Below are 21,776 nucleotides of genomic sequence, written 5' to 3'. Positions count from 1 at the left end.
GATTCCAGAAACACATCCCGAAGATCAAAACCCAAACCGCTTTCCATGCTTCTGGTTCTTCCCTTCGAAACTCGCAACTCGAATCTTTTTACCTCGCCAAGGCTCGGATCGCTTGCAGGCAAGCTCCTTGTATCTCTCCACGAGTGCTGATTAGCTACCAGCACTCACGGGTCGGGTTAAAGCCTGACAAGCTCCTGAGGGCATAGACCCTGTGACGTAGATCCTGGCTCCGACCCATTCTCTTAAATCTGAACGGTATCCGGGCTCTCCCCTCCGCGGGATGAAGCCGTATAAGCAAGGGAAGACACGAGAGATGCACTTCGTTGGAATTGATGTCAGCAAAAAGAGCCTCGATACACTTTGGCTGCGCCAGGCCAATCCCCGGAAGGTAAAAACACGGGTTTTCCAGAATCGGCGCGGGAAGGAGCACGAGGTTGCGCAGTGGCTGCTCAAGCAGACCGGTGCTGAGCCGTCCGAGATTCATGTGGTGCTGGAAGCCACCTGTATTTATCACGAGAACCTGACCTACGCACTCCATGAAGCTGGGTTGCAGGTGTATGTGGCCAATCCGGCGCGCACCAGGGACTTCGCCAAGAGTGAAGGGTTCTCAAGCAAGACAGACAAGCTCGACTCGCTGTGCCTGGCTCTCTACGTGAAAGAGAAGCATGAGCGACTACATAAATGGCAGCCGGAAGCGCCAGAGATCAGGCAGTTACGAGCGCTTGGTGCTCGTCTGGAGGCCTTGGAGAAAGACCGTCAGCGGGAAGAAAACCGGCTTGAGAAAGCGGAATTCAACCAGTCAAGCGAGCGAGTCATTGCCTCTATACAGGACATGATCGCGACACTGAATGAGGAGATCCGCAAGCTCAAAAAGGACATCGATGACCACATTGATGGCCATCCTGAACTGAAACAGGACCGCTCACTGCTGGAGAGCATCACTGCGGTAGGCGATGTGATGTCCCGAGAGCTGCTGTCGCTAATACACAGTCGGGACTTCCGGTCAGCCAAGCAATGTGCCGCCTTCCTGGGCATTACGCCGGTGCACAATGAATCCGGCGACTCCAGAAAGCCGACAAAGATCCGCAAAGGTGGCCGCGCCAACGTACGGGGAAAATTGTTCATGGCAGCAGTCACAGCATGCACCCACAACCCCGATATCCGGGCACTGAGACGGCGCATGGAAGACAGGGGGAAGACAGGTAAAGTGATTGTGGTGGCAGCAATGCGCAAGCTGGTGCAAATCGCCTATGGGGTAATCAAGCACCAAAAGAAATATACCCCACAAGTCGCATAGAGACGGCTTGCAGGGTATGGAGAGAGACGGTATCTACAGCGGCTTTGTAGCCATAGCCGGGCCTAAATTCTGGGCATGCGCTACACTACCCCCATGAGCAAACTCAAGCTGATCACCTTTGATCTCGATAACACCCTGTGGCCGGTGGACGAAGTGATTCGTCATGCGGAGAAGACCTGCAGTGACTGGATTGCGAATAACCACCCGGACGCGTCAGCAGCCCTGAGCGCGGAGCGGGTACGGGCGGTGCGCACGGCCCTGCTTAAGGAAAAGCCCCAGTACCTGGACAATCTCACCGCCCTGCGCCAGGACGCCATGAGCCGGGCCTTCATGGAGCACGGTTTCAGCGAAGCCGAAGCCCGCCGTATTGCCCTGGATGCCTTCAAGGTATTCCATGGCGCCCGCAATCAGGTGAGTTTTTTTCCCGGTGCCCGGACGGTACTGGAGCAACTGGCGGACAGCTACACCCTTGGCGCGCTGACCAATGGCAATGCGGATCTGAAAATGATCGGCATTGATGACCTGTTTGCCTTTCACCACTCCGCGGAGACCATCGGCAAGCGCAAGCCGGCCCCGGACATGTTCGCCGCCGCACTGAAAGATGCCGGCGTCGGCGCCGATCAGGCAGTGCATATCGGCGATCATCCGCTGGAAGACGTGCATGCCGCCCGCGAGCATGGCATGCATGCAGTATGGGCCAACCTGGTGGATCTGGACTGGCCGGATGAACTCGAAAAACCCCGCCACCACATCCATAACCTTCAGGAAATCCCTGATTTGATACCCCTGTTTGATGAGTAACCGGCCTGATGACAAAACATAACGCCCTCGCTGCCATCCTGGATGACCTGCAAACCGAAATGGAAAATCAGGGCCTCTGGGCAACCCACCCTCCTGCCCCCAAAGCCTTTGAAAGCCAGACACCGTTTTTTGCGGACACCATGGACTTCAGCCAGTGGCTGCAATGGGTTTTCGTGGCACGGTTTCGCGCCATGATGGATGCCGGCGCCCCGTTGCCCGGCAGCTGCGATGTGGCCCCCATGGCAGAAGAGGCACTGAAAGAAATGGAGCAGGATATGACGGAAATCATTAGCTTGCTGAAGGCGTTCGACGAGCATTTTTAAAATCGCTGAGGCGAGTGACGTGCCGCAATCTGCGAGTTTCGAAGATCAAAACCGGTTTTGCCTTTCGAAAATCACTTATCGTCGCTCGGCCCTTACTTGCCAGCCCGACCTCAGATCGGCGCTGTAGGAGTTCCCTTCCAGGGGACGAACCGAGCGCAGCGAGGCGACCGAAGGGAGGTTATTCTTAGCGACCTGTCGAGTCAGGAGCCTGCTAATAGCTGCAAGAGAGCCAACATGTTGGCCGAACGGCGGTGGCAATATCCATCCTGACATCAGGGCGGCCAGCAGCACCGCTTGCCTCGCTGGAGCTCGGTTCGCCCTGAACGGTGCTTCTACATATCGAACAGCGATTCTGGAATCCTTACCTCGCTTGGGCTCGGATCGCGGTCGAACGACCGCTCCTACAGCGGCTTCGTAGAAATGCAGAAGCTCGGGAACTTTTCCTGGTTTCCCTATCCAATCGAGCGTAGCTCGTAGCTCGTAGCTCGTAGCTCGTAGCTCGTAGCTCGTAGCTCGTAGCTCGTAGCTCGTAGCTCGTAGCTCGTAGCTCGTAGCTCGTAGCTCGTAGCTCGTAGCTCGTAGCTCGTAGCTCGTAGCTCGTAGCTCGTAGCTCACAACTATCGAATCACCGCCCCCTTCAATAAATCACGCCAATGTTGTTCATCCTCTCCCGCTGACAGCGTCCAAAGCCAATCACCGTTTTCATCCAGTGCTTCCAGGGCCGTTACTACCTGCCCGTCTCCGGGTTTGCGCAGCCGCCACAGGCTATGCATCTTCGACATATCCAGGGAGACCAGGGCGCCGTTGTGGGCCAGGTGGCAATGGCTGTTCTGCCAGCGGGGAGATGACCAGGGCGCGGTCATGCACAGTCGCACCCCCTGATTGCCGACACACAGGGTGGTCGCCGCATCCTGACAGGCAGATTCGGCCAGCACCACCGGCAGGGTTTCCGGGCGTACCTGGCAGGCAAAGCTGTCACGCACTGAGGCGTACAAGCTGGAACGGGTGCCGGGGTAGCCGGCCAGTAGGCTGGCAAAATCGTCATCATCGCGACTGCCGCTCCACACCCTTTCCATCTCATTGAGGGAATGGCCAACACCCCGGAGCGAGACCCCGCACGGACGTGGCAGATCCAGTGCCTGCTGGTCCGGATGCAACATGGCACAGACCAGCTCCTCAAATGCCAGCCCGCCACTGTCCGGCGCCACCGCCATTTGCTGCAAAGGCTGACCATGGCGATCCAGAAACAGAAGGCTGCGTGCCGGCAACGACCCGGTGGGCTCCAGCACCGCCAGCACCGAGTGCCATTGCGCCACCAGCAAATTCTGACGCAGACGACAGCGCTCACCCACCGATTCCAGGCTCCATTCCCCATCATTGAGGGTCGGGTAGCGCATGCTCTGCGACACTTTCGAGCCGGAAGAGAAGGTGGTCACCACCAGTGAGCCAAGACGGTAGAGCCCTTTGAGAATAGCCAGCGGCTCATCCTGCAGTCGCAGGACCCGGTCACCCAGTGCTGCCCCGCATTGCCGTAGCAGGGGAGATGCCGCCGGTGCCGAGGGCCATGCCATGACAGACATAATGCCTCCAGGTCTTACGCACCAGACCTCCCGGTGCGTCAGTATTAGGTGTGGAAAGCTGGCGGCGGCTGGCGATCCACGTCAGGGAGAAAGAGAGTCGCAACAAGCAACATGCTGCACGCAACAACGCGGGGAAAGGCTATCCGTGCTTGAAAGTCTTGAGCCGCGATAAAAACGTTACCGCGTTTGGCACAGGAACTTCAGGAATGAGAACCTTGCTTCGCGTTGGTGTGTGAAGCGTGTTGCGTGCAGCGTCACTTCGTTAAAATCAATCGGTTGTTGGACGTGCGCCGAAGCAGGTAACGCTCACCGGCATGCTCAATCCAGAGCTTGCCCTGGTGGTTCAGCAACAGGGAACTTGCCACACTGCTCTCCGCATTGATGGACACCCGGCGCGGGGACGAGGTAACGGTCTTCTTTAGCTGTGTCATGCTGGCCTCCATGTCTTAAATGAGAATCATTATCATTATTGATTAGACATTCGTCAACGCCTCTTTGCGATTATCTGAACAGCATCACGATTCAACCTTTGCCAACCCCCTTTGACGAAGACACAAGCCATCGCAAGAGCAGGCGGGCAATCGAAACCGTCATCAGCAACACATCGCTAGCACTCCCGTTGAACCGGGACCTGCTTCAATCTTCCCCTTCACCGAACCACACAGCTTTTTACTTTCCGCTATCGAAAAGTTCCCTGTAATGGGGTTAGACTGAAACCATGAATACTGCGATGGCACATCCAATGACCGAGTCCCCCCAGGAACGTCTGGCCGCTATCCTGGACAGCCACCAGCCCCGTTCCGTTCTGGCAGTAAGCCTCAATCCCATCCCGGTGGTCAGTCAGTGGTGCAAGGACCACGACTGCAAACTCCACGAAATCCAGTCCCCCACGCCCTTTGCTGCGCTTGAAGAGATTGAGCGTGTGGACATGGCGATTGTGGCGGACCAGCTGGAATACATGACCCACCGTGACGGCGAAGCCCTGATGGGGCTGCTGCGCAACCTGCATACCGATTCGGTTGTGGCGGTTTACCAGCCCAAGCTGGCCCCCCAGACCCTGCGCTGGCCCAGCAACGGTTTTCTGGCCCTGGGCTGCCGGGAGCAAGGGCATTTCAGTCACGACGGGCGCAGCCTGGACATCTACAGCTACGATCTCGACAACTACAATTTCGAGCGCAGCTGGAATAATTCACGGTTCTGGGCCAATCCGGAAAACTGGGGCAAGTACTGGTGGTGAACCGGTTCAGCCGGACACTTCCCGGCTGGAAAATCCCGCGGTGCTGACGTAAGGTTGCGTCACTTTCTTGTCTGTCGGCAACGCCATGATCGGTCAACGTTTTCGCGAAATCCTCTACTTCTGGTGGCGCTACCTCGGCCCCCTGTTTCTGGTTTCCGCCCCCTTTGCCCTGACCACCGAGTTATTGCAATGGGGTTTTGGTGCAGCCATCGCCCTGCCCGACGACCCGAACGGCAGCATCACCTTCAGCACCACCAGCCTGATACTGATCATGCTGCTCCGCCCCCTGGCGGAAGGCACGGTGATCACCCAGCTGGCTGCAAGCCGTGGCGGAAAACCCGCCGGCCTGCTCGCCTGCATGGCGCCCGCACTACTGATGTACCCGGCCCTGCTGGCAACGTACGCCATCATTGCCATGGGCGTTGCTCTCGGCTGGCTGGCGTTCTTTTTCCCTGCGCTCTGGGTCTATACCCGGCTCAGCTTCGCGCCCTATCTGGTTGTGCTGCATCGCCACAACCCGCTGCGTGCTATCCGCCAGTCTTTCACCATGACCGAATCGCAACAGTGGCCACTGCTGCTGGTGATTGTGCTGGTGTTCCTGACCTACACCCTGATCAGCAGCATGCTGGCCAGTCTCATCAGCACCGCCGTGCCCAACATCATGGCAGCGAGCCTGCTGATTGCCCTGCCCATCAGCGTACTGTCCATCCTTAACAACGTGGCCATCTTCCGCTTCTGGGAGTTGGCCGGGAGCCCGAACCAGGACCAGGACCAGCCCTGAACAACCGGTTACATCCTGCAATGGCAAAGGCGCCGATAAATGGCATACTGAAGCCACAACAACGGAATCAAACCGGGGGATATGCTGTGCCGCAACATACCATGCACCTGAGCTGGACAGCCCATGGCAACCAGGATCATTACCTGTGGCACCTGGCCGATGGCAACGAAGTACGCGTGGTGGATGGCCAGCATGGGCAACAGGAATTCATGGAGCCGGAAGAGGCCTTCATCGCGGCCCTGGCCAGCTGCCACCTGCTGTCTTTCCTGACCGAAGCCGCCCGGGAAGGACTTTCCGTGGCCAGCTACGATGATGATCCCTCTGCGGTACTGGGCCAGAACGACCAGGCCAGAATCTTCGTGAAGCAGATCAAGCTGCAGCCACTGGTGACCTTCAACGGCCAGCAGCCCGACATCGGTCAGATCCAGGCGCTTCATCAACGTGCACACGAGAAGTGTTTTATTGCCCAATCCGTAAAGAGTGAAGTGATCATCGAGCCGCGGGGGTGAATCAGCTGCAAGCCTCAAGCTACAAGCAGCAACGCGAATTTGACTTGTAGCCAAACGAGCAGCGTTTTCCCCGCGCCTGCTTAAGCTGCTGGAGAGCCAACATGTTGGCCGAACGGCGGTGGCAATATCCATCCTGACATCAGGGCGGCCAGCAGCACCGCTTGCCTCGCTGGAGCTCGGTTCGCACCCTGAACGGTGCTCCTACAGATCGAACAGCGATTCTGGAATCCTTACCTCGCTTGGGCTCGGATCGCGAGCAGGCTCGTTATTCGCTACGCTCACCCCTTCGGGGCCGCACTCCGTGCGTTACTCCGCTACGCTACGTTCCTACAGCGGCTTCGTAGCAATGCAGAAGCTCGGGACTTTTCAGGGCTCCTCTATCGAATCAAGCGTAGCTCGTAGCTATTCTCTATTTTCTCTCGTAAACCACGAACGAATAATCGTAGGGGTTTGGGCCTTCGGCGGCGAAGTCCTCGCGCCCGATCTCGTTCCACTCGGTGGCGTCGTAATCCGGGAAGAAGGTGTCGCCATCCACCTCTGCATGCACTTCGGTGAGGTAAAGGCGATCCGCCTTTGGCAGCGCCAGTTGATAGATCTCCGCCCCGCCCATGATCACGGTTTCTTCCTGACCTTCGATGAACGCCACGTTCTGGGCCATCTCCACCGCCTCATCCAGGGTCGTCACCACCTTGGCGCCCTCGGCCACGTAATCCGCCTGACGGGTAATCACAATATTGGTACGGCCCGGTAACGGCCCCTTGAGGGACTCCCAGGTCTTGCGTCCCATGATCACCGGCTTGCCGAAGGTGACCTGCTTGAAATACTTGAGGTCATTGGGGAGATACCAGGGCAACTTGTTGTCCCGGCCGATCACATTATTACTGGCCTTGGCCACCATCATGGAAAGTCGAATGGACATCTAAACCTCGCATCACGCACCACGCACCATGCCCCACGCGTGCTGCGTGAAGCGTGTTGCGTGTTGCGTCTCTATATTGCTACCGGCGCCTTGATGTGGGCGTGGGGCTCGTAATCGCTCAGGGTGAAATCATCGAAGGTAAAGGCAAACAGGTCCTTCACCTCCGGATTCAGGGTCATGGTGGGCAGCGAACGGGGCTCGCGGGCCAGCTGGGTGTCCGCCTGCTCCAGATGATTGGAATACAGGTGGGCATCGCCCAGGGTGTGAACAAAGTCACCAGGTTCAAGACCGCACACCTGCGCCATCATCAGGGTCAGCAGCGCATAGGAGGCAATATTGAACGGCACGCCGAGGAAGATATCGCCGCTGCGCTGGTACAACTGGCAGCTCAGTTTGCCGTCCGCCACATAAAACTGGAACAGGCAGTGACAGGGCGGCAACGCCTGCTTGCCCGCCGCCGCATTGGCATCCGGCGAAATGGACGGATCCGGCAGCACCGCCGGATTCCAGGCACTCACCACCAGACGGCGGGAATCCGGATTGCGCTTGATCTCGTCCAGCACCTGGGTGATCTGGTCGATGACCTGACCATCGGGGGTTTTCCAGCTGCGCCATTGCTCGCCGTACACCGGGCCCAACTCACCGTCTTCGGTAGCCCACTCGTCCCAGATGGAAACGCCATTTTCCTTCAGGTAACGGATGTTGGTCTCGCCGGACAGGAACCACAGCAGCTCGTGGATGATAGAACGCAGATGCAGCTTCTTGGTGGTGAGCATGGGGAAGCCTTCACTCAGGTCATAGCGCATCTGGTAGCCGAATACCGCATAGGTGCCCGTGCCCGTCCGGTCTTCCTTGAAGGTGCCGTGTTCACGCACATGACGAAGTAGATCGAGATATTGCTTCATGCCCTCACCTTTTTACGCTGTTGCCTGGCGTTCATCGTTGCGATACGCCCATACCATCATGGCGGTCCCCAGAATGATCATGGGGATACTCAGCAGCATGCCCATGGTCAGCCAGCCACCGGCCAGATAGCCGATATGGGCATCCGGCTCGCGGAAGAATTCCACAAAGGTTCTCGCGGCACCATAGCCCACACCAAACAGGCCGGTTACCGCTCCCGCCGGGCGTGGTTTGGCGGAATACACCCACAACACGATGAAGAGCAGCACCCCTTCCAGCAGGCATTCGTAAAGCTGGGAAGGATGACGCGGCAAGCGTTGCGGATCGGTGGGAAAAACCATCGCCCAGGGCACGTCACTGGTGCGCCCCCACAGCTCGGCATTGATGAAGTTACCGAATCGGCCAGTCGCCAGACCAATGGGCACCATGGGTACCATGAAATCTGCCACCGTGAAGTAACGCTTCTCGGTCTTGCGGGCAAACAGGGCAAAGGCCACCAGCACACCAATGGCCCCACCATGGAAACTCATGCCCCCATCCCAGACCTGGAACAGCCAGACCGGGTCACTGAGAAACTTGCTGAAGTTGTAGAAGAACACATAGCCCAGACGGCCACCGAGGATCACCCCCATGGCCCCGTAGAAGATCAGATCACTGACCTGCTCCCGGGTCCAACCGGAGCCCGGCTTGCTTGCCCGCACGGTACCGAGCCACCAGGCCCCGGCAAAGCCGATCATGTACATCAGCCCGTACCAGTGCACCTTGAGCGGACCGATAGCGATGGCCACCGGATCAATCACAGGAAATTCCATAACGTTCTATCCAAAAAACAGCTTCAGCCCAAGCAGGAACAGCACCCCGGCAAAAACCCTCTTGAGAGTGACAGAGGGCAAACGATGGCTGATGCTGGCCGCAAGGCGGGCAAACGGAAAACTGGTGAGCACTATACCGGCTGTAGCCGGTAAAAACACATAGCCCATCGCCCCATCCGGCAGACGGGATTCATCCCAGCCAGCCACCGCAAACCCCACCGTGCCGGCCACCGCAATGGGCAGACCACAGGCCGAGGAAATCGCCACGGCCTGCTGCATTTTCAACCGGCACCAACTTAGAAAAGGCACCGTCAGCGACCCACCACCAATGCCAAAAATGGCGGACCCGGTACCAATCAGCACCCCGGCCAGCCCCAGCACCGCAGCCCCGGGCAAACGCTCCTCTGCGCCGGGCCGTGATGCTTTCTGTCCCGCCAGCAGCATCTGCAGGGCAATGATCATGGCAAACAGACCGAACAACCGGGTCAGCAGTTCACCGTTCATGGCATCGGCAATAAACGCGCCCGCGAAGGCGCCCAGCACAATGCCCGCGCCCAGCCGAAACACCACCGGCCAGCGTACATAGCCGGCCTTGTGATGGGTGCGTACCGCGCTGATGGAGGTAATGATGATGGTGCTCAAGGAGGTGGCCACCGCCATCTTGGCCACCAGGTCCGGCGCAAAACCCAGTCCATGAAACAGGAAAATTAATGCGGGTACGATCACCACGCCACCGCCCAGACCCAGCGCCCCGGCCAGCAACCCGGCGCCGACGCCCACACCCAGACAGATGACAAACAGTTCCAGCACACCGACTCCCGACACAGACCACCGCAAGGCAGGTATGCTAGCACGGGTGGACGCCTGACGCCGGACGCTCGATGCCTGACGCTAAAAGCCATCGGGCATCTGAGCATTGGAGCACAAGCCCTGCTACGTTGATGACTTCAGGCGTGTAAAAAGAAAAGGAAGACCCAATGTGTATAGTATTGCTGGACTGGCAGCCGGAGTCTGACACCCCGTTACGGGTGGCAGCGAACCGGGATGAGTTCCATGCCCGGCCCGCAGAGCCGGCGCGCTGGCGGGGAGATATTTTCTGCGGCATTGATCTGACCGCCGGCGGCACCTGGCTCGGTATTCACCGCAACGGCCGTTTTGCGGTGGTCACCAACTACCGCGAACCGGTCACCGACCGCCAGCCCGGGGAGCGCTCCCGCGGCTTGCTACCCAGCGCCTTCCTGGAATCCAGCGCCAGCCCGGAACAGTTCGCCCGGGAACTGGCTGGCGAGCAACACCACTATGGCGCCTTTAACCTGTTGCTGGGCACGCCGGAGAGCCTGTGGTACCTGGGCAACCGCGGCGCCCCGCCGCAGCCAGTCACACCGGGCATCCATGGCCTGAGCAACGGGCTCATGGATGATCCCTGGCCCAAGGTACAACGGGCCAAACGGCATATGCAGGAGGTCATCGCACAGGGGGGGGCACTGGAACAGCTTCTGGACGTGGTCAACGACCGTCACCAACCCGCCGATGACGAACTGCCTGATACCGGTGTCGGGCTGGACCTGGAGCGACTGGTGGCGCCGGTCTTTATCCAGTCCCCCACCTACGGCACACGCGCCAGCAGCGCAGTGATTCTGGACAGGAGCAACGGCCCGGCGATGCTGGAACAGGGCTGGCAACCGGATGGGCAGACCGCCGGGCCGATTGTAGCCAGCGGCTCCCGCTGAAGCCCTACTTGCTCTGCAGCACGCCCGCATAAAAGCGGACCATCAGGGCATACTGGTCACGGGCCAGCCGCTCATTGGGCCCGTGAAAGCGAGCGATGTCTTCCTGCTGCAGTGACACCGGCAGAAAGCGCAGCACATTTTCCGACAAGGCCTGATAATGCCGGGCATCACTGCCGGCAATCATCAGAAAGGGGGCCGGCACCGGTTCGTCCGGCAAGGCCGCCGCCAGCCCCGCCACCCGTTCAAACGCAGCGGAGTGGGCCGGCGAGATCGACGAGGCTTCCGCAAAGAAACCGTCCTTTACAGTGACCTGCACGTCCGACGGCAGGATAGCCTCCAGCCAACCGAGAATGCTGTCTCGGCTCTCGCCGGGTAACAGGCGGAAGTTCACCACCGCCTCCGCCGTGGCAGGAAGCACATTGTCCTTCACCCCGGCGTTGAGCATGGTGGGTGCCTGGGTGGTTCGGATCAAGGCGTTGGTCTCCGGCTTGCTGGCAAGCTGTTGCAGTACCAGCGGCTCGAACAGCCACAGATTGGCAAAGACCATGCGTTTGGCAAACGGTTGCCAGGGCGCCACCTGTTCCAGCATCTGCCGCACCGGCATCCCCAGGGACGCCGGGCGAGGATGCGACTGCAGCGTCTGAATGGCAGCGGCTACTTGGCCCACTGCGGTCTTCGCCGGCGGCCGTGATGAATGCCCCGGCTCCCCATGGGCCCTCAGAACCACACTGAGATAGCCTTTCTCGGCGATACCGATCAGCGCCACCGGCGCGCTGATACCCAGGGTACTGCCCGGCAACACCATGCCTCCCTCATCCAGCACCAGTTCGAACTGCAGCCCTTGCGACAGTAACCAGGCCGCCATTCTGGCAGCGCCATGCACCCCGCCGGTCTCCTCATCGTGACCGAAAGCCAGCCAGACATCACAGGGCGGTTGCTGGTCCGCCGCCAGCATCCCCTCCACGGCTTCGAGGATAGCCATGACCGAAACCTTGTCATCCATGGCACCCCGCCCCCAGATATATCCCTCCTCATTCACCCCGGAAAACGGCGGATAGCGCCAGTCTTCCGGTGATGAGACCGGTACCACGTCCTGATGGGCCAGCAGAAGAGTGGGCTTGCAGCCCTGGCCGCTGTCCCAGTGAAACAACAGGCTATGGCCGAAGATCTTTAATGACAGTGAAGCATGCACCAGGGGAAAGGCATCACGCAGGAATGCATGGAAGTCATCAAAGGCAGCATCATTGCCGGTAAGGGTAGGAAAGGTAATGGCCCGTGACAGTCGAGCCACCATGGCGGGCTCATCACTGGATTCAGCCAGTGCCGGCAGGGCAACGGCCTTGCGTTCCTGCGGGGCCAGCAATAAGGTGCGGCTCACCATCACCGCCAGCAGTCCCGCCAGCAACAGCACGAACAGGACACCGAGTCGGGCCAGCAATCGGCCAGACATGATCAGTTGATCGCCTTGCGGTTTCGCAGCAGGTCACCGAGACCCGCCTTGTCCAGCTGCAGATCCACGTAGGCCGAAATCACTTCGCCATTATCCATGGCCAACACTTCACTGAGCAGTTTGCGGATAAAGCACATCTTCACCTGGCGAATGGCCGCCTTCACTTTCAGCAGGTTGGACGCATTCATGGACAGGGCATCCACCCCCATGGCCATGAGCAGCAGGGCCGCTGCCGGCTCACCGGCCATCTCGCCACACACCGAGACTTTCTTTCCCTCTTCCCGGGCCTGTTCCACCACATGCAGGATCGCGTGCAGCACCGCCGGGTGATAGGAATTGTAGAGTGAGGCCACCTGGCGGTTGTTGCGATCCACCGCCAGCAGATACTGGGTCAGGTCATTGGTGCCAATGGAGAAGAAATCCACTCGCTGGGCCAGCGCCCTTGCCTGATAGACCGACGCAGGCACCTCGATCATGACTCCGACTTCCGGCATGGGAATGTCGAGGCCTTCTTCTCGCACTTCCAGCCAGGCCCGGTGAATAAAGTGCTGGGCGTCCTCTGCCTCGATCACGCTGGTCACCATAGGCAGCATGATGCGCAGATTGTTGAGCCCCTCGCTGGCCTTGAGCATGGCGCGCAACTGCACCATGAAAATTTCCGGGTGATCGAGAGTGACTCGCAGCCCCCGCCAGCCCAGGAAGGGGTTGTCCTCTTCGATGGGAAAATAACTGAGAGACTTGTCCCCGCCCACATCCAGGGTGCGCATGGTCACCGGGTGGGGAGCAAACGCCGCCAGCTGCTCCCGGTAAATCACCCGCTGCTCCTCCTCGGAGGGAAAGCGGTCGCGCACCATGAAGGGAATTTCGGTACGGTACAGCCCCACCCCTTCTGCGCCCCGCTCCAGCGACCGGCTGATATCGGTCATCAGCCCGGTATTCACCTGCAGCTGGATCCGGTTGCCATCCTCGGTTTCCGCAGGCAGATCCCGCAGACGCTCCAGTCCGGCCTGCAGGGTAGCTTCTTCACGGATGATCTCTTCGAACTGCGCTTTCAGCTCCGCAGACGCATTGGCCACCACCCGGCCGCGGAAACCATCCACAATGATTTCCTTGTCGTCCATCTGTTTGAGCGGCAGATTCTGGGCACCCACCACGGTAGGTATGCCCATGGCCCGCGCCACAATGGCCATGTGGGAATTACGCGAGCCGCGAGTGGTGACGATGCCACGAATACGCTCACGGGGGACTTCCATGAGCATGGGCGCCGAAATGTCTTCACCAAGCAGGATACATTCATCCGGAAAGATCACATGACGGCGGGTCTGACTCTGCAGCTGGGCCAGCACTCGCCGGCCAAGATCCCGAACATCCGCCGCCCGCTCGCGCAGGTAGGGATCATCCATCATTTCGAAGTTGCGCACATGCGTGTCCACCACATCACGCAAGGCCCCCTGGGCCCATTGCCCCTCACGAATCTGGGCGATGACCTCCGCCGGCAAGGCATGCCGATCCAGCATGCGCAGATACACATCAAACAATGCTTGCTCTTCAGCCCCCAGGGACTTGGAGGCCCGCTCGGCCAGGTCCCGCACTTCCTGCCGGGTACGTACCAGCGCATCATCCAGCCGGGCAATTTCATCACCGACGTCGTCCACGTTCCGATCCGGCACGGACGCCAGATCCGCTTCCGGGAACAACAACACACCGTAGCCGATAGCGGCGCCGGGGCAGCCGGGCAAACCGTCATAGAAACTGGGCAGCGAGCCATCCACACCGGCTTCCAGCTGATCGAACAATACGCCGGAAGCGTGTGCATGGGCGATGACTGCGGACAACTGGGCAGAAATGGTTACCAGAAAGGCTTCTTCACTCTGATCAAAACGCCGCACATCCCGTTGCTGCACAACCATGACGCCCAGCACCTTGCCGTGGTGCATCACCGGCACACCCAGGAAGGCATGGAAAGGGTCTTCCCCGGTTTCCGCCAGGTAATGAAACTTGGGATGCGTGAACGCGTCTTCCAGGTTGACCGGTTCCTCGCGCAACCCCACCTGACCAATCAGACCTTCTGCCAGTCCCAGGCTCACATTTCCCACCGCTTCCTGCTTGAGGCCCTCTGAGGCCATCAGCACATAACGCTGGTCTTCTTCGTCCCGCAGGTAGATGGAGCACACTTCGGTGCCCATGGCATCCCGCACACGCTTGGCCATGAGATCCAGCGCCGCTCGGATATCCGGGGCGTTGTTCACCTCCTGAACAATGCGGCGCAGGGTATCAAGCATCGTTACTGCCTCCCGTCCGGGCCGGATCAGCGGCCCGCCCGGAAGCAAGCGTGCCCACCTCCTTTTTCAGCGCCGGCGCCAACTCACGCAGCGCACGGGCATACACGCCCCGCTTGAAATGCACCACCTTGCGGATCGGATACCAGTAGTTCACCCAACGCCAGGCCTTGAACTCCGGGCTCTCACTGGCAAACAGGTCTATGGATTCCTCACTGGCGGTGAGTCGCAGCAGGAACCATTTCTGCCGCTGGCCGATACAATGGGGTTTGTTGCGTGGCCGGCGCAGAAAACGACGCGGCAGCCGATACGTCAGCCAACCTTCGGTAGAGGCAATAATTTCCACATGCTCTTCACGCAGACCAACCTCCTCTTCCAGTTCGCGGAACAGGGTCTCTTCCGGGGTTTCTCCGGGCATCATGCCACCCTGGGGAAACTGCCAGGCATCACGATTGCCTACCCGGCGACCCCAGAACACCCGGCCATCGTCGCCGGCAATAATGATTCCGACATTCAGCCGGAACCCTTTTTCATCAATAATGCCTGTCATGATCTCTCTGGAATCGGGGCTGCGTGCCAGGCCAGGTGGCGAGGGCAGCCAATGCCCGAAAACCCCTATGACTCATAGGGTTACTGTTACGTGCCTTTCGGGCGCTGTTGCCCCATTAAACCTTGTCCGGCAACCTGCAATCAATTCCCGAGTACGGGAATCACTGCAACTTTTGTACCCTTTGCCGGCTTTCCTTCGCGGAAAGCACCCAGTGCTCGCTATAACTTGTCACCGCCATCCCCTAGAATGAGCGGCTTAGCAAAGGAGAGGCCATGACACTCGCGATTTTTGACCTGGACAACACCCTGATTGGCTGCGATTCCGACCACTTGTGGGGCGACTGGCTGGTAGAAAAGGGCATTGTGGATGCCGAGCACTACAAGGAAACCAACGACCAGTTCTATGTGGATTACCAGAATGGTCGTCTGGACATCATGGCCTACCTGCGTTTCTCCCTGAAGGTGCTCGCCGACAACGACATGGCCCAGCTGCATTTCTGGCGCGAACAATTCCTGGCGGAAAAGCTGGACGAGATGTGGTTGCCCAAGGCGGAGACCCTGCTCCAGCAACATCGGGATCAGGGCCACACCTTGATGATCATCACCGCTACCAATGATTTCGTGACTGCGCCACTGGCTGATCGCCTGGGCGTAGATCATCTGATTGCCACCGTGGCCGAATGCAAGAAGGAACGTTATACCGGCGAAGTGGCCGGCATTCCCAGCTACCGGGAAGGCAAGGTCACGCGCCTGCATGACTGGCTCAAGGAGCACGATGAATCCCTGCAGGGCAGCTGGTTCTACAGCGACTCCCACAACGATATCCCGTTGCTGGAGCAGGTGGACCACCCCGTGGCAGTGGACCCGGACGCCAGCCTGGAGCGCGAAGCCCGAGAGCGCGGCTGGCAAATCATGAGCCTGCGATGAACCCGGTAACCGCCATGAAAGCATCCATCACCGTTATGGCTGCCGCCCTGCTGGCGCTCGCATTGTCCGGCTGCGATGCCCCCGACGCCCCGGCTCCGCAAGCAGAGCAGCCTGAGCCAGCGCAAAGCAGCATTCGCGTCAGCGATTGGCAGCAACAGCATCGCCAACAATTCGAAGCCGCCGCTGCCCGCTGGCAGCAGGCACTGGTCACAATGGATCAGGAAGCGGACCAGGACAGCCTGGACGCGGCGCGTCTCGCCCTTGCTGACTGGTATGAGACTTTCACCGCACAAACCCTGCTGCTCAATGCCCGCGCCTGTCAGCTGGATCAGCAGGCCTTGCTGGAACGCATGGACAGCTGGCCGCTTTATCCAGGCTACATCGACGCCATGCCGCAATGGCCGGAGTCCGGTTTGATCAGCGATCCGTATCTGGAAATGGATCGCAAGACCTTGCGCCTCCAGCACGGCGCCACGGATGCAGCGGAGGCCAGTCTCGGCTTTGCAGCCATGCTGGTCGTGCTCAATGGTAGCGGTGATGCCCTCCGCGGGCTGGATCACTTTCAGGGGCAAGACAATAACGCGCCGCGACGGCTGCGCTATCTGAAACTGGCCGGCGAACAGGCCGTGGCGGATTATCAGAGCCTGAGCAATTCCCTTCCGGTGTCCGCTGACAATCTGGATTGCGCCCTGTCACGTATTATCCAGCGCCACCAGAAACTGGCCAGCAGTGCCGTGAATGATGATGAACTGGTGATTCCGGATGTCGTTCGCCGCACCGTCAACGACAGGCTGCTGGCATCACTGGAACAATTGCCGGACAGCGCCGCCAGTGCCTGGAATGAAAGCCGCCCCGGCTTGCTCGACACCCTTGCCGCCAGTGCAGAGGAAGGCTGGGGGCCACTGGAAGCCTGGCAGCTACGTGGCGATGGCGAGTAAGCCCTGCCACCTTTACGTAGGCGCGTCGGTTATTCGCTCCGCCACCCTGCGGGGCCGCCTTGTCAGGCGTTCCTTCGCTGCGCTCGGTGGCGGCGCGATTCCTGCGCTTTACTACGCCCAGTGAGATCGATGTCCGGGGTAAATTCAGCAAGCTGAACTTCCCACACAATCAGCAAAGCCCGTTTTACCACAGAGGTCTCAGTGATCCACCGCAGGAACGTAGCGCAGCGGAGTAACGCACGCAGCAGTGCGGCCCAAAGGGGAGCGAAGCGAATAACCTGCCTGCAGACAAGCCCCTACGGAAAAGCGGGGGGGCTTTCCCGGAAATCCGCGATCAACACAAAAAAAGCCCGCAGGTCATCCCTGCGGGCTTTTTTGTACGATCGTCGATAACCCGTTTAGAAGTTATAACGACCAAATACGCCAATGGTGTCGCGATCACCGGCCACCACCACACGGGCACCGATATCAACGGCAGGGGTTGCCTTGAACAGGCCTTCACCGTAAACCCCCAGATCGTCGTCATACAGATCCAGGTAGGTCAGACCACCCGACAGCTCAATCTTGTCAGTGGTGGCGTGACGGACACCACCACGGATCTCGAAGCCCACATCATCGTCATCACCGAAACGGTGATCGCGATCATCGTAAATGATGTCCGCACTGGTGACGAAATCCAGACCCTGCTGCAGCGGGGTGTGGAAACCAATACCACCGGACAGCTGTTTGCCATCGATATCATAGTCACCATCGTAGAAACGCAGGGCACCACGAACAAACAGATGCTCATCAAGGCCAAAGCTGCCTTCCGCGCTCAACGCATCCGCGTCCCAGTCGCCATCCACATCCCAGCGGTCATAAGCCAGCTGACCGTAGCTGTAGGAAAAACCGTTGTCACGAACAGCAGAAGTACGCTGCTCCGCCATGGCAGTACCAGAAACGGTCAGCGCGATACCAGACACAAGCAATGCTTTCTTGAACATGAAAAATACGTCCTCTTCAAAATTGAAACGGCTCGTCAAAACGCCATCACTATACTGTTTCAAGGGTGGACCTGACTGTGCTACAGCCTCGAAAACCCGGATCTTTATTAAAGTTTTTCAATGCGCGGGCAGATTTATACCACGCGCTTGACCTTGGGGTTACCCTAAAGTTTAACAATCTGTGATGCTATCCCACGAGTTGTCTGCGTTAACAGGAGGCCAGAATGGTCCTGCACACATTGCCGATTGCCGGTGCGACCTGCCAGGGGTGTGCACGCAAGATTATCGCTGCCCTGGACGCCGTGCCTGGCGTGAGTAAGGCCACCGTGGATCTGGATCAGCAACAGGTCCAAATCACCACTGACACGGATACCCCGGAAGCAACGCTGAGCCAGGCGATCGCCACCGCAGGCTACGCACCCAATAAAGAAGAGAGCAGTACTGAAACAGGCGCCACGCCCACAGCCCCCGGTAATGCATCCCGGAAAACGCACACCACCCTGAACATCACCGGCGCCACGTGCGCAGCGTGCGTCCGCACCATTGAACAAGCCCTGAGGCACACGGCCGGCGTGGAGCAGGCGGAAATGAATTTCGCTGATCGCACGGCAGAGATTACCGGCTCCGCGTCTGCCGAAGCACTGATCCAGGCCGTGGAAGACGCAGGCTATGGCGCCAGTGAAGCTCGCCCGGAAGACGATGGCAGTGAACAAGAGGCCCGTGAGCAGGCCCATTACCGCCAGCTACTCAAGCACATGTGGCTGGGGATGGGCCTTGGGGTGCCGCTGATGGCCTGGGGTCTGCTGGGCGGCGACATGATGGTGCGCCCCGGTGAAACCAGCCAGTGGGTGTGGCTGGGCATTGGCCTGGCCACCCTGGGCATCCTGGCCACCGCCGGTCGCCATTTCTTCACCGGCGCCTGGAAAGCGTTCACCCATCACAATGCCAACATGGATACCCTGATTGCGTTGGGAACCGGTGCCGCCTGGCTCTATTCCATGGTGGTGGTGCTTGTGCCCGGCGTGTTGCCGGAAGCTGCCCGCCATGTCTATTTCGAAGCCAGCGCCATGATCATCGGCCTGATCAATCTGGGTCAGGCGCTGGAAGTGCGCGCCCGTGGCAAGACCAGTGCCGCCGTGAAACGGCTGCTGGATCTTGGCGCCAAAACCGCACGGGTAATCCGTGATGGCCCAAACCGACAAAGGGAAGAGCAGGACATCCCGGTGGAGCAGGTGCAGACGGGAGACCGGCTGCGGGTTCGTCCCGGCGAGAAAATCGCCGTGGATGGCCTGGTGCAGGAAGGCGAGAGTCGCATCGACGAATCCATGCTCACCGGCGAACCCATGCCAGTGGAAAAAACGCCCGGCGACAAGGTCCGTGCCGGCACCCTTAACGAAGGCGGCACCCTGATTTACCAGGCCACCGCCGTGGGCCGCGACACCACCCTTTCGCAGATTGTCGCCCTGGTCAAAAAAGCCCAGGGCAGCAAGCCCCCCATTGGCCGGCTTGCAGATCAGGTGTCCGCAGTGTTCGTGCCCACCATCATGATCATTGCCGTAGTGTCTGCCCTGGCCTGGTATAACGTCGGTCCGGATCCACGCCTGACTCATATGCTGATCAGTGCCACAACGGTACTGATCATCGCCTGCCCCTGTGCCCTGGGCCTGGCCACGCCCATGTCGGTGATGGTGGGCGTCGGCAAGGCCGCCGAGCACGGCATCCTGATTCGTCAGGGGGAAGCCCTGCAAACCAGCAGCAAGCTGGACACCATTGTGCTGGACAAGACCGGCACCATCACCGAAGGCAAACCGGCGGTCACCGATATTCTCTGCGCGGATGGAGAGGAAGACACCGCCGTGCTCAGGGTGGCCGCCAGTCTGGAGAGCGGTTCGGAGCATCCCCTCGCCATGGCCATACTGCGTGAAGCGCAACGCCGTGAGCTTGCGCACCACGACGCCAGCCAGTTCGAGGCCCTGAATGGCAAGGGCGTAACAGCCCAGGTGGAAGGGCAACGCTATCGTCTGGGTAATCGCCGCTGGCTGGAAAGCGAAGGGGTGACCATTACCCTGGACAGCAAACCCCTTACCGACAAGGGCGCCACCCCGCTGTTCCTGGCCCGCGACAACACACTGCTCGGCATCATCGGCGTTGCCGACCGCATCAAGAATGACTCCAGGGCTGCCATCGCCCGCCTGCGCGACGCCGGCCTGAAAGTGATCATGATCACCGGCGACATCCAGGCCAGCGCCAATGCCATCGCCCGAGAGGCGGGTGTGGATGAGGTAATGGCGGAAGTACTGCCCGAAGACAAGGCCGAGAAGGTGAAAGCACTGCAACAGGAGGGGCGGGTGGTGGCCATGGTGGGGGACGGGATTAATGATGCGCCCGCGCTGGCTCAGGCGGATGTGGGCTTCGCCATCGGCACCGGCACCGACGTGGCGATTGAGTCCGCCGCTATCACGTTGATGGGCGGCTCCCTGCATGGCGTCGCCGACGCCATGGCCATCTCTTCCGCTACGGTGCGCAACATCAAGCAGAACCTGTTTGGCGCCTTCGTCTATAACAGCCTCGGCGTGCCGGTGGCCGCCGGTGTGCTCTACCCGTTCACCGGCAGTTTGCTCAGCCCGGTGATTGCCGGCGCTGCCATGTCACTGAGCTCGGTCACGGTGGTCACCAATGCCAACCGTCTGCGACTTTTCAAGCCCTATCGAGGTAACACATGACGCCCGAACAACTTGCTGCCCAGTTACGCCACCCCCATGGAGAAGCAGGCGCACGCGTGGCGGAAAACATGAACGCGAGCAATCAACCGATTATTGCCAACACCTATGGAACACTGGCACTGCAGGATGGCGACAGGGTCCTTGAAATCGGTCCAGGCAGTGCCGGGCATTTACCCACCTTGCTGGCGCGAGCTGATGGACTGGATTACACCGGGCTGGACCTGTCCGCGGATATGGTGAAAACCGCACAAGGCCTGCATAAAGCGCAGCCCAAAGTGCGCTTTGTGCACGGCGATATTACCCAGGCACCGCTTCCCGAGAATCATTACCAGGCCATTGTCGCCATCAATGTGGTGTATTTCTGGCAGCCCCTGGCACCGGCCCTGAACGCGCTTTGGCGACACCTGGCGCCGGGCGGGCAGCTTTGCCTGGGCTTGCGGGACCGGGAAAGCATGTCCACCTTGCCCGTTTTCCAACATGGCTTCCTGACCTATGAAGGCCCGGACCTGATGCAGGCCCTGGCAACGATGGGCTTTGTGCAACTGGCCATGGCCCGCCATCCGGAAGACAGCACCAGCGTTTTGGGACAGATGATGCACAAGACCGGCCTGGTCATTACCGGCCACAAACCGGAGAGCCCATCATGAGTATCCTGATCAACCTTGCCGGCATCATCCTGATCGGCCTGATTATCTGGTGGTTCTGGTTGTCACAACCCGGGCGCCGGAAAGCCGCCAGCGTCACCAGTGAAACGACCATCATTGTGGATGATGGTGTCTACACGCCGGCGCTTGTCCATGCCCGTGCCGGGCAGCCCCTGACCCTGCATTTCGACCGTCGTGATCCGTCCCCCTGTGCCGAACAAGTGGTCTTTCATGGCCTGGACGTGAGTGAATTTCTCGACAACGGTAAGGTCACAACCGTTACCCTGCAAGACCTGCCGGAAGGCGAATACCGTTTCACCTGCCAGATGCAGATGTATCAGGGCAGATTGATTGTAGACTGAGTCCAAACCGCAAACACGCAACACGCAAC

General features: G+C 59.5%; 22 protein-coding genes. 12 read left to right on the top strand and 10 right to left on the bottom strand.

Annotated elements, in window-relative coordinates; translation table 11 throughout:
* Nucleotides 1–313 precede the first annotated feature (313 nt).
* From HF945_RS00185 to HF945_RS00175, 3 genes are all read left to right on the top strand, one after another.
* On the top strand, nucleotides 314–1,297 hold the full coding sequence (locus HF945_RS00185; RefSeq protein ID WP_290522779.1) for an IS110 family transposase: 984 nt from the start codon (nucleotides 314–316) through the stop codon (nucleotides 1,295–1,297).
* Nucleotides 1,298–1,390: 93 nt separating this feature from the next.
* Nucleotides 1,391–2,098: an HAD family hydrolase gene (locus tag HF945_RS00180; protein WP_290523846.1), complete on the top strand. Its 708-nt coding sequence runs from the start codon at nucleotides 1,391–1,393 to the stop codon at nucleotides 2,096–2,098.
* 8 nt (nucleotides 2,099–2,106) lie between these two features.
* On the top strand, nucleotides 2,107–2,421 hold the full coding sequence (locus tag HF945_RS00175) for a YqcC family protein (protein ID WP_290523845.1): 315 nt from the start codon (nucleotides 2,107–2,109) through the stop codon (nucleotides 2,419–2,421).
* Nucleotides 2,422–3,038: 617 nt separating this feature from the next.
* On the opposite strand, the gene HF945_RS00170 is transcribed toward HF945_RS00175, so the two are convergent.
* Nucleotides 3,039–4,001, bottom strand: a complete 963-nt coding sequence (locus tag HF945_RS00170; protein WP_290523844.1) for a hypothetical protein — start codon at nucleotides 3,999–4,001, stop codon at nucleotides 3,039–3,041.
* A 254-nt stretch (nucleotides 4,002–4,255) separates the two neighbouring features.
* A complete protein-coding gene (locus HF945_RS00165; protein ID WP_290523843.1) occupies nucleotides 4,256–4,432 on the bottom strand; it encodes a hemin uptake protein HemP in 177 nt (58 codons plus the stop codon).
* A gap of 299 nt (nucleotides 4,433–4,731) precedes the next feature.
* On the opposite strand from HF945_RS00165, the gene HF945_RS00160 reads away from it, so the two are divergent.
* The 3 genes from HF945_RS00160 (at nucleotide 4,732) to HF945_RS00150 (ending at nucleotide 6,528) form a co-directional block, all read left to right on the top strand.
* Nucleotides 4,732–5,238 carry a DUF6231 family protein gene (locus tag HF945_RS00160; RefSeq protein ID WP_290523842.1) on the top strand — a complete coding sequence of 169 codons (507 nt, stop codon included), beginning with the start codon at nucleotides 4,732–4,734 and terminating at the stop codon, nucleotides 5,236–5,238.
* An 85-nt stretch (nucleotides 5,239–5,323) separates the two neighbouring features.
* The gene (locus HF945_RS00155) at nucleotides 5,324–6,019 is read left to right on the top strand and encodes a hypothetical protein (RefSeq protein ID WP_290523841.1); all 696 of its coding nucleotides are present in this window, start codon (nucleotides 5,324–5,326) and stop codon (nucleotides 6,017–6,019) included.
* Between the two features lie 86 nt (nucleotides 6,020–6,105).
* Nucleotides 6,106–6,528: an OsmC family protein gene (locus tag HF945_RS00150; RefSeq protein ID WP_290523840.1), complete on the top strand. Its 423-nt coding sequence runs from the start codon at nucleotides 6,106–6,108 to the stop codon at nucleotides 6,526–6,528.
* A 409-nt stretch (nucleotides 6,529–6,937) separates the two neighbouring features.
* Here HF945_RS00150 and HF945_RS00145 read toward each other — a convergent pair whose 3' ends face one another.
* The 4 genes from HF945_RS00145 to HF945_RS00130 form a co-directional block, all read right to left on the bottom strand.
* Nucleotides 6,938–7,447, bottom strand: coding sequence for a dihydrofolate reductase (locus HF945_RS00145; RefSeq protein WP_290523839.1), 510 nt, complete (start codon nucleotides 7,445–7,447; stop codon nucleotides 6,938–6,940).
* Between the two features lie 71 nt (nucleotides 7,448–7,518).
* A complete protein-coding gene (locus tag HF945_RS00140; RefSeq protein ID WP_290523838.1) occupies nucleotides 7,519–8,352 on the bottom strand; it encodes a thymidylate synthase in 834 nt (277 codons plus the stop codon).
* Nucleotides 8,353–8,364: 12 nt separating this feature from the next.
* The gene (lgt, locus tag HF945_RS00135) at nucleotides 8,365–9,162 is read right to left on the bottom strand and encodes a prolipoprotein diacylglyceryl transferase (protein WP_290523837.1); all 798 of its coding nucleotides are present in this window, start codon (nucleotides 9,160–9,162) and stop codon (nucleotides 8,365–8,367) included.
* A 6-nt stretch (nucleotides 9,163–9,168) separates the two neighbouring features.
* On the bottom strand, nucleotides 9,169–9,972 hold the full coding sequence (locus HF945_RS00130; RefSeq protein ID WP_290523836.1) for a sulfite exporter TauE/SafE family protein: 804 nt from the start codon (nucleotides 9,970–9,972) through the stop codon (nucleotides 9,169–9,171).
* A gap of 167 nt (nucleotides 9,973–10,139) precedes the next feature.
* Here HF945_RS00130 and HF945_RS00125 point away from each other — a divergent pair, with 167 nt between their 5' ends.
* A complete protein-coding gene (locus HF945_RS00125) occupies nucleotides 10,140–10,892 on the top strand; it encodes an NRDE family protein (protein ID WP_290523835.1) in 753 nt (250 codons plus the stop codon).
* 4 nt (nucleotides 10,893–10,896) lie between these two features.
* Here HF945_RS00125 and HF945_RS00120 read toward each other — a convergent pair whose 3' ends face one another.
* The 3 genes from HF945_RS00120 to HF945_RS00110 are packed head-to-tail and all read right to left on the bottom strand — an operon-like array spanning nucleotide 10,897 to nucleotide 15,162.
* Nucleotides 10,897–12,342 (bottom strand): M20/M25/M40 family metallo-hydrolase, encoded by a 1,446-nt coding sequence (locus HF945_RS00120; protein WP_290523834.1) that lies wholly within the window; start codon nucleotides 12,340–12,342, stop codon nucleotides 10,897–10,899.
* 2 nt (nucleotides 12,343–12,344) lie between these two features.
* On the bottom strand, nucleotides 12,345–14,624 hold the full coding sequence (gene ptsP, locus HF945_RS00115) for a phosphoenolpyruvate--protein phosphotransferase (protein WP_290523833.1): 2,280 nt from the start codon (nucleotides 14,622–14,624) through the stop codon (nucleotides 12,345–12,347).
* Nucleotides 14,617–15,162 (bottom strand): RNA pyrophosphohydrolase, encoded by a 546-nt coding sequence (locus tag HF945_RS00110; RefSeq protein ID WP_290525363.1) that lies wholly within the window; start codon nucleotides 15,160–15,162, stop codon nucleotides 14,617–14,619. Before HF945_RS00110 ends, ptsP begins: the two co-directional genes overlap by 8 nt.
* A gap of 281 nt (nucleotides 15,163–15,443) precedes the next feature.
* Here HF945_RS00110 and HF945_RS00105 point away from each other — a divergent pair, with 281 nt between their 5' ends.
* Both HF945_RS00105 and HF945_RS00100 read left to right on the top strand, forming a co-directional pair.
* On the top strand, nucleotides 15,444–16,097 hold the full coding sequence (locus HF945_RS00105) for an HAD family hydrolase (RefSeq protein WP_290523832.1): 654 nt from the start codon (nucleotides 15,444–15,446) through the stop codon (nucleotides 16,095–16,097).
* Nucleotides 16,094–17,035 (top strand): hypothetical protein, encoded by a 942-nt coding sequence (locus HF945_RS00100; protein ID WP_290523831.1) that lies wholly within the window; start codon nucleotides 16,094–16,096, stop codon nucleotides 17,033–17,035. Before HF945_RS00105 ends, HF945_RS00100 begins: the two co-directional genes overlap by 4 nt.
* Nucleotides 17,036–17,433: 398 nt before the next feature.
* Here HF945_RS00100 and HF945_RS00095 read toward each other — a convergent pair whose 3' ends face one another.
* Nucleotides 17,434–18,018: a hypothetical protein gene (locus tag HF945_RS00095; RefSeq protein WP_290523830.1), complete on the bottom strand. Its 585-nt coding sequence runs from the start codon at nucleotides 18,016–18,018 to the stop codon at nucleotides 17,434–17,436.
* Between the two features lie 224 nt (nucleotides 18,019–18,242).
* On the opposite strand from HF945_RS00095, the gene HF945_RS00090 reads away from it, so the two are divergent.
* The 3 genes from HF945_RS00090 to HF945_RS00080 are packed head-to-tail and all read left to right on the top strand — an operon-like array spanning nucleotide 18,243 to nucleotide 21,747.
* Nucleotides 18,243–20,741 carry a heavy metal translocating P-type ATPase gene (locus HF945_RS00090; protein WP_290523829.1) on the top strand — a complete coding sequence of 833 codons (2,499 nt, stop codon included), beginning with the start codon at nucleotides 18,243–18,245 and terminating at the stop codon, nucleotides 20,739–20,741.
* Entirely contained in the window at nucleotides 20,738–21,388 is a 651-nt protein-coding gene (locus tag HF945_RS00085; RefSeq protein ID WP_290523828.1) for a class I SAM-dependent methyltransferase, read from the top strand. Before HF945_RS00090 ends, HF945_RS00085 begins: the two co-directional genes overlap by 4 nt.
* Nucleotides 21,385–21,747, top strand: a complete 363-nt coding sequence (locus HF945_RS00080) for a cupredoxin domain-containing protein (protein ID WP_290523827.1) — start codon at nucleotides 21,385–21,387, stop codon at nucleotides 21,745–21,747. The genes HF945_RS00085 and HF945_RS00080 overlap by 4 nt, the downstream gene beginning before the upstream one ends.
* Nucleotides 21,748–21,776 lie beyond the last annotated feature (29 nt).

This window comes from Alcanivorax sp., assembly GCF_017794965.1.
In the GTDB taxonomy this organism is placed as follows: Bacteria; Pseudomonadota; Gammaproteobacteria; order Pseudomonadales; family Alcanivoracaceae; genus Alcanivorax.
Note: the sequence above shows the minus strand (reverse complement) of the source record. Positions and strands in the feature narration are given on the sequence as shown.

Bases quoted from the DNA above. Each gene is read 5' to 3' on its own strand.
- HF945_RS00160 (WP_290523842.1), top strand. From the start codon at position 4,732: ATGGCACATCCAATGACCGAGTCCCCCCAGGAACGTCTGGCCGCTATC.
- HF945_RS00090 (WP_290523829.1), top strand. From the start codon at position 18,243: ATGGTCCTGCACACATTGCCGATTGCCGGTGCGACCTGCCAGGGGTGT.
- HF945_RS00100 (WP_290523831.1), top strand. From the start codon at position 16,094: ATGAACCCGGTAACCGCCATGAAAGCATCCATCACCGTTATGGCTGCC.
- HF945_RS00140 (WP_290523838.1), bottom strand. From the start codon at position 8,352: ATGAAGCAATATCTCGATCTACTTCGTCATGTGCGTGAACACGGCACC.
- lgt (WP_290523837.1), bottom strand. From the start codon at position 9,162: ATGGAATTTCCTGTGATTGATCCGGTGGCCATCGCTATCGGTCCGCTC.
- HF945_RS00170 (WP_290523844.1), bottom strand. From the start codon at position 4,001: ATGTCTGTCATGGCATGGCCCTCGGCACCGGCGGCATCTCCCCTGCTA.
- HF945_RS00105 (WP_290523832.1), top strand. From the start codon at position 15,444: ATGACACTCGCGATTTTTGACCTGGACAACACCCTGATTGGCTGCGAT.
- HF945_RS00175 (WP_290523845.1), top strand. From the start codon at position 2,107: ATGACAAAACATAACGCCCTCGCTGCCATCCTGGATGACCTGCAAACC.
- HF945_RS00085 (WP_290523828.1), top strand. From the start codon at position 20,738: ATGACGCCCGAACAACTTGCTGCCCAGTTACGCCACCCCCATGGAGAA.
- HF945_RS00120 (WP_290523834.1), bottom strand. From the start codon at position 12,342: ATGTCTGGCCGATTGCTGGCCCGACTCGGTGTCCTGTTCGTGCTGTTG.
- ptsP (WP_290523833.1), bottom strand. From the start codon at position 14,624: ATGCTTGATACCCTGCGCCGCATTGTTCAGGAGGTGAACAACGCCCCG.
- HF945_RS00185 (WP_290522779.1), top strand. From the start codon at position 314: ATGCACTTCGTTGGAATTGATGTCAGCAAAAAGAGCCTCGATACACTT.
- HF945_RS00095 (WP_290523830.1), bottom strand. From the start codon at position 18,018: ATGTTCAAGAAAGCATTGCTTGTGTCTGGTATCGCGCTGACCGTTTCT.
- HF945_RS00145 (WP_290523839.1), bottom strand. From the start codon at position 7,447: ATGTCCATTCGACTTTCCATGATGGTGGCCAAGGCCAGTAATAATGTG.
- HF945_RS00080 (WP_290523827.1), top strand. From the start codon at position 21,385: ATGAGTATCCTGATCAACCTTGCCGGCATCATCCTGATCGGCCTGATT.
- HF945_RS00180 (WP_290523846.1), top strand. From the start codon at position 1,391: ATGAGCAAACTCAAGCTGATCACCTTTGATCTCGATAACACCCTGTGG.
- HF945_RS00165 (WP_290523843.1), bottom strand. From the start codon at position 4,432: ATGACACAGCTAAAGAAGACCGTTACCTCGTCCCCGCGCCGGGTGTCC.
- HF945_RS00155 (WP_290523841.1), top strand. From the start codon at position 5,324: ATGATCGGTCAACGTTTTCGCGAAATCCTCTACTTCTGGTGGCGCTAC.
- HF945_RS00125 (WP_290523835.1), top strand. From the start codon at position 10,140: ATGTGTATAGTATTGCTGGACTGGCAGCCGGAGTCTGACACCCCGTTA.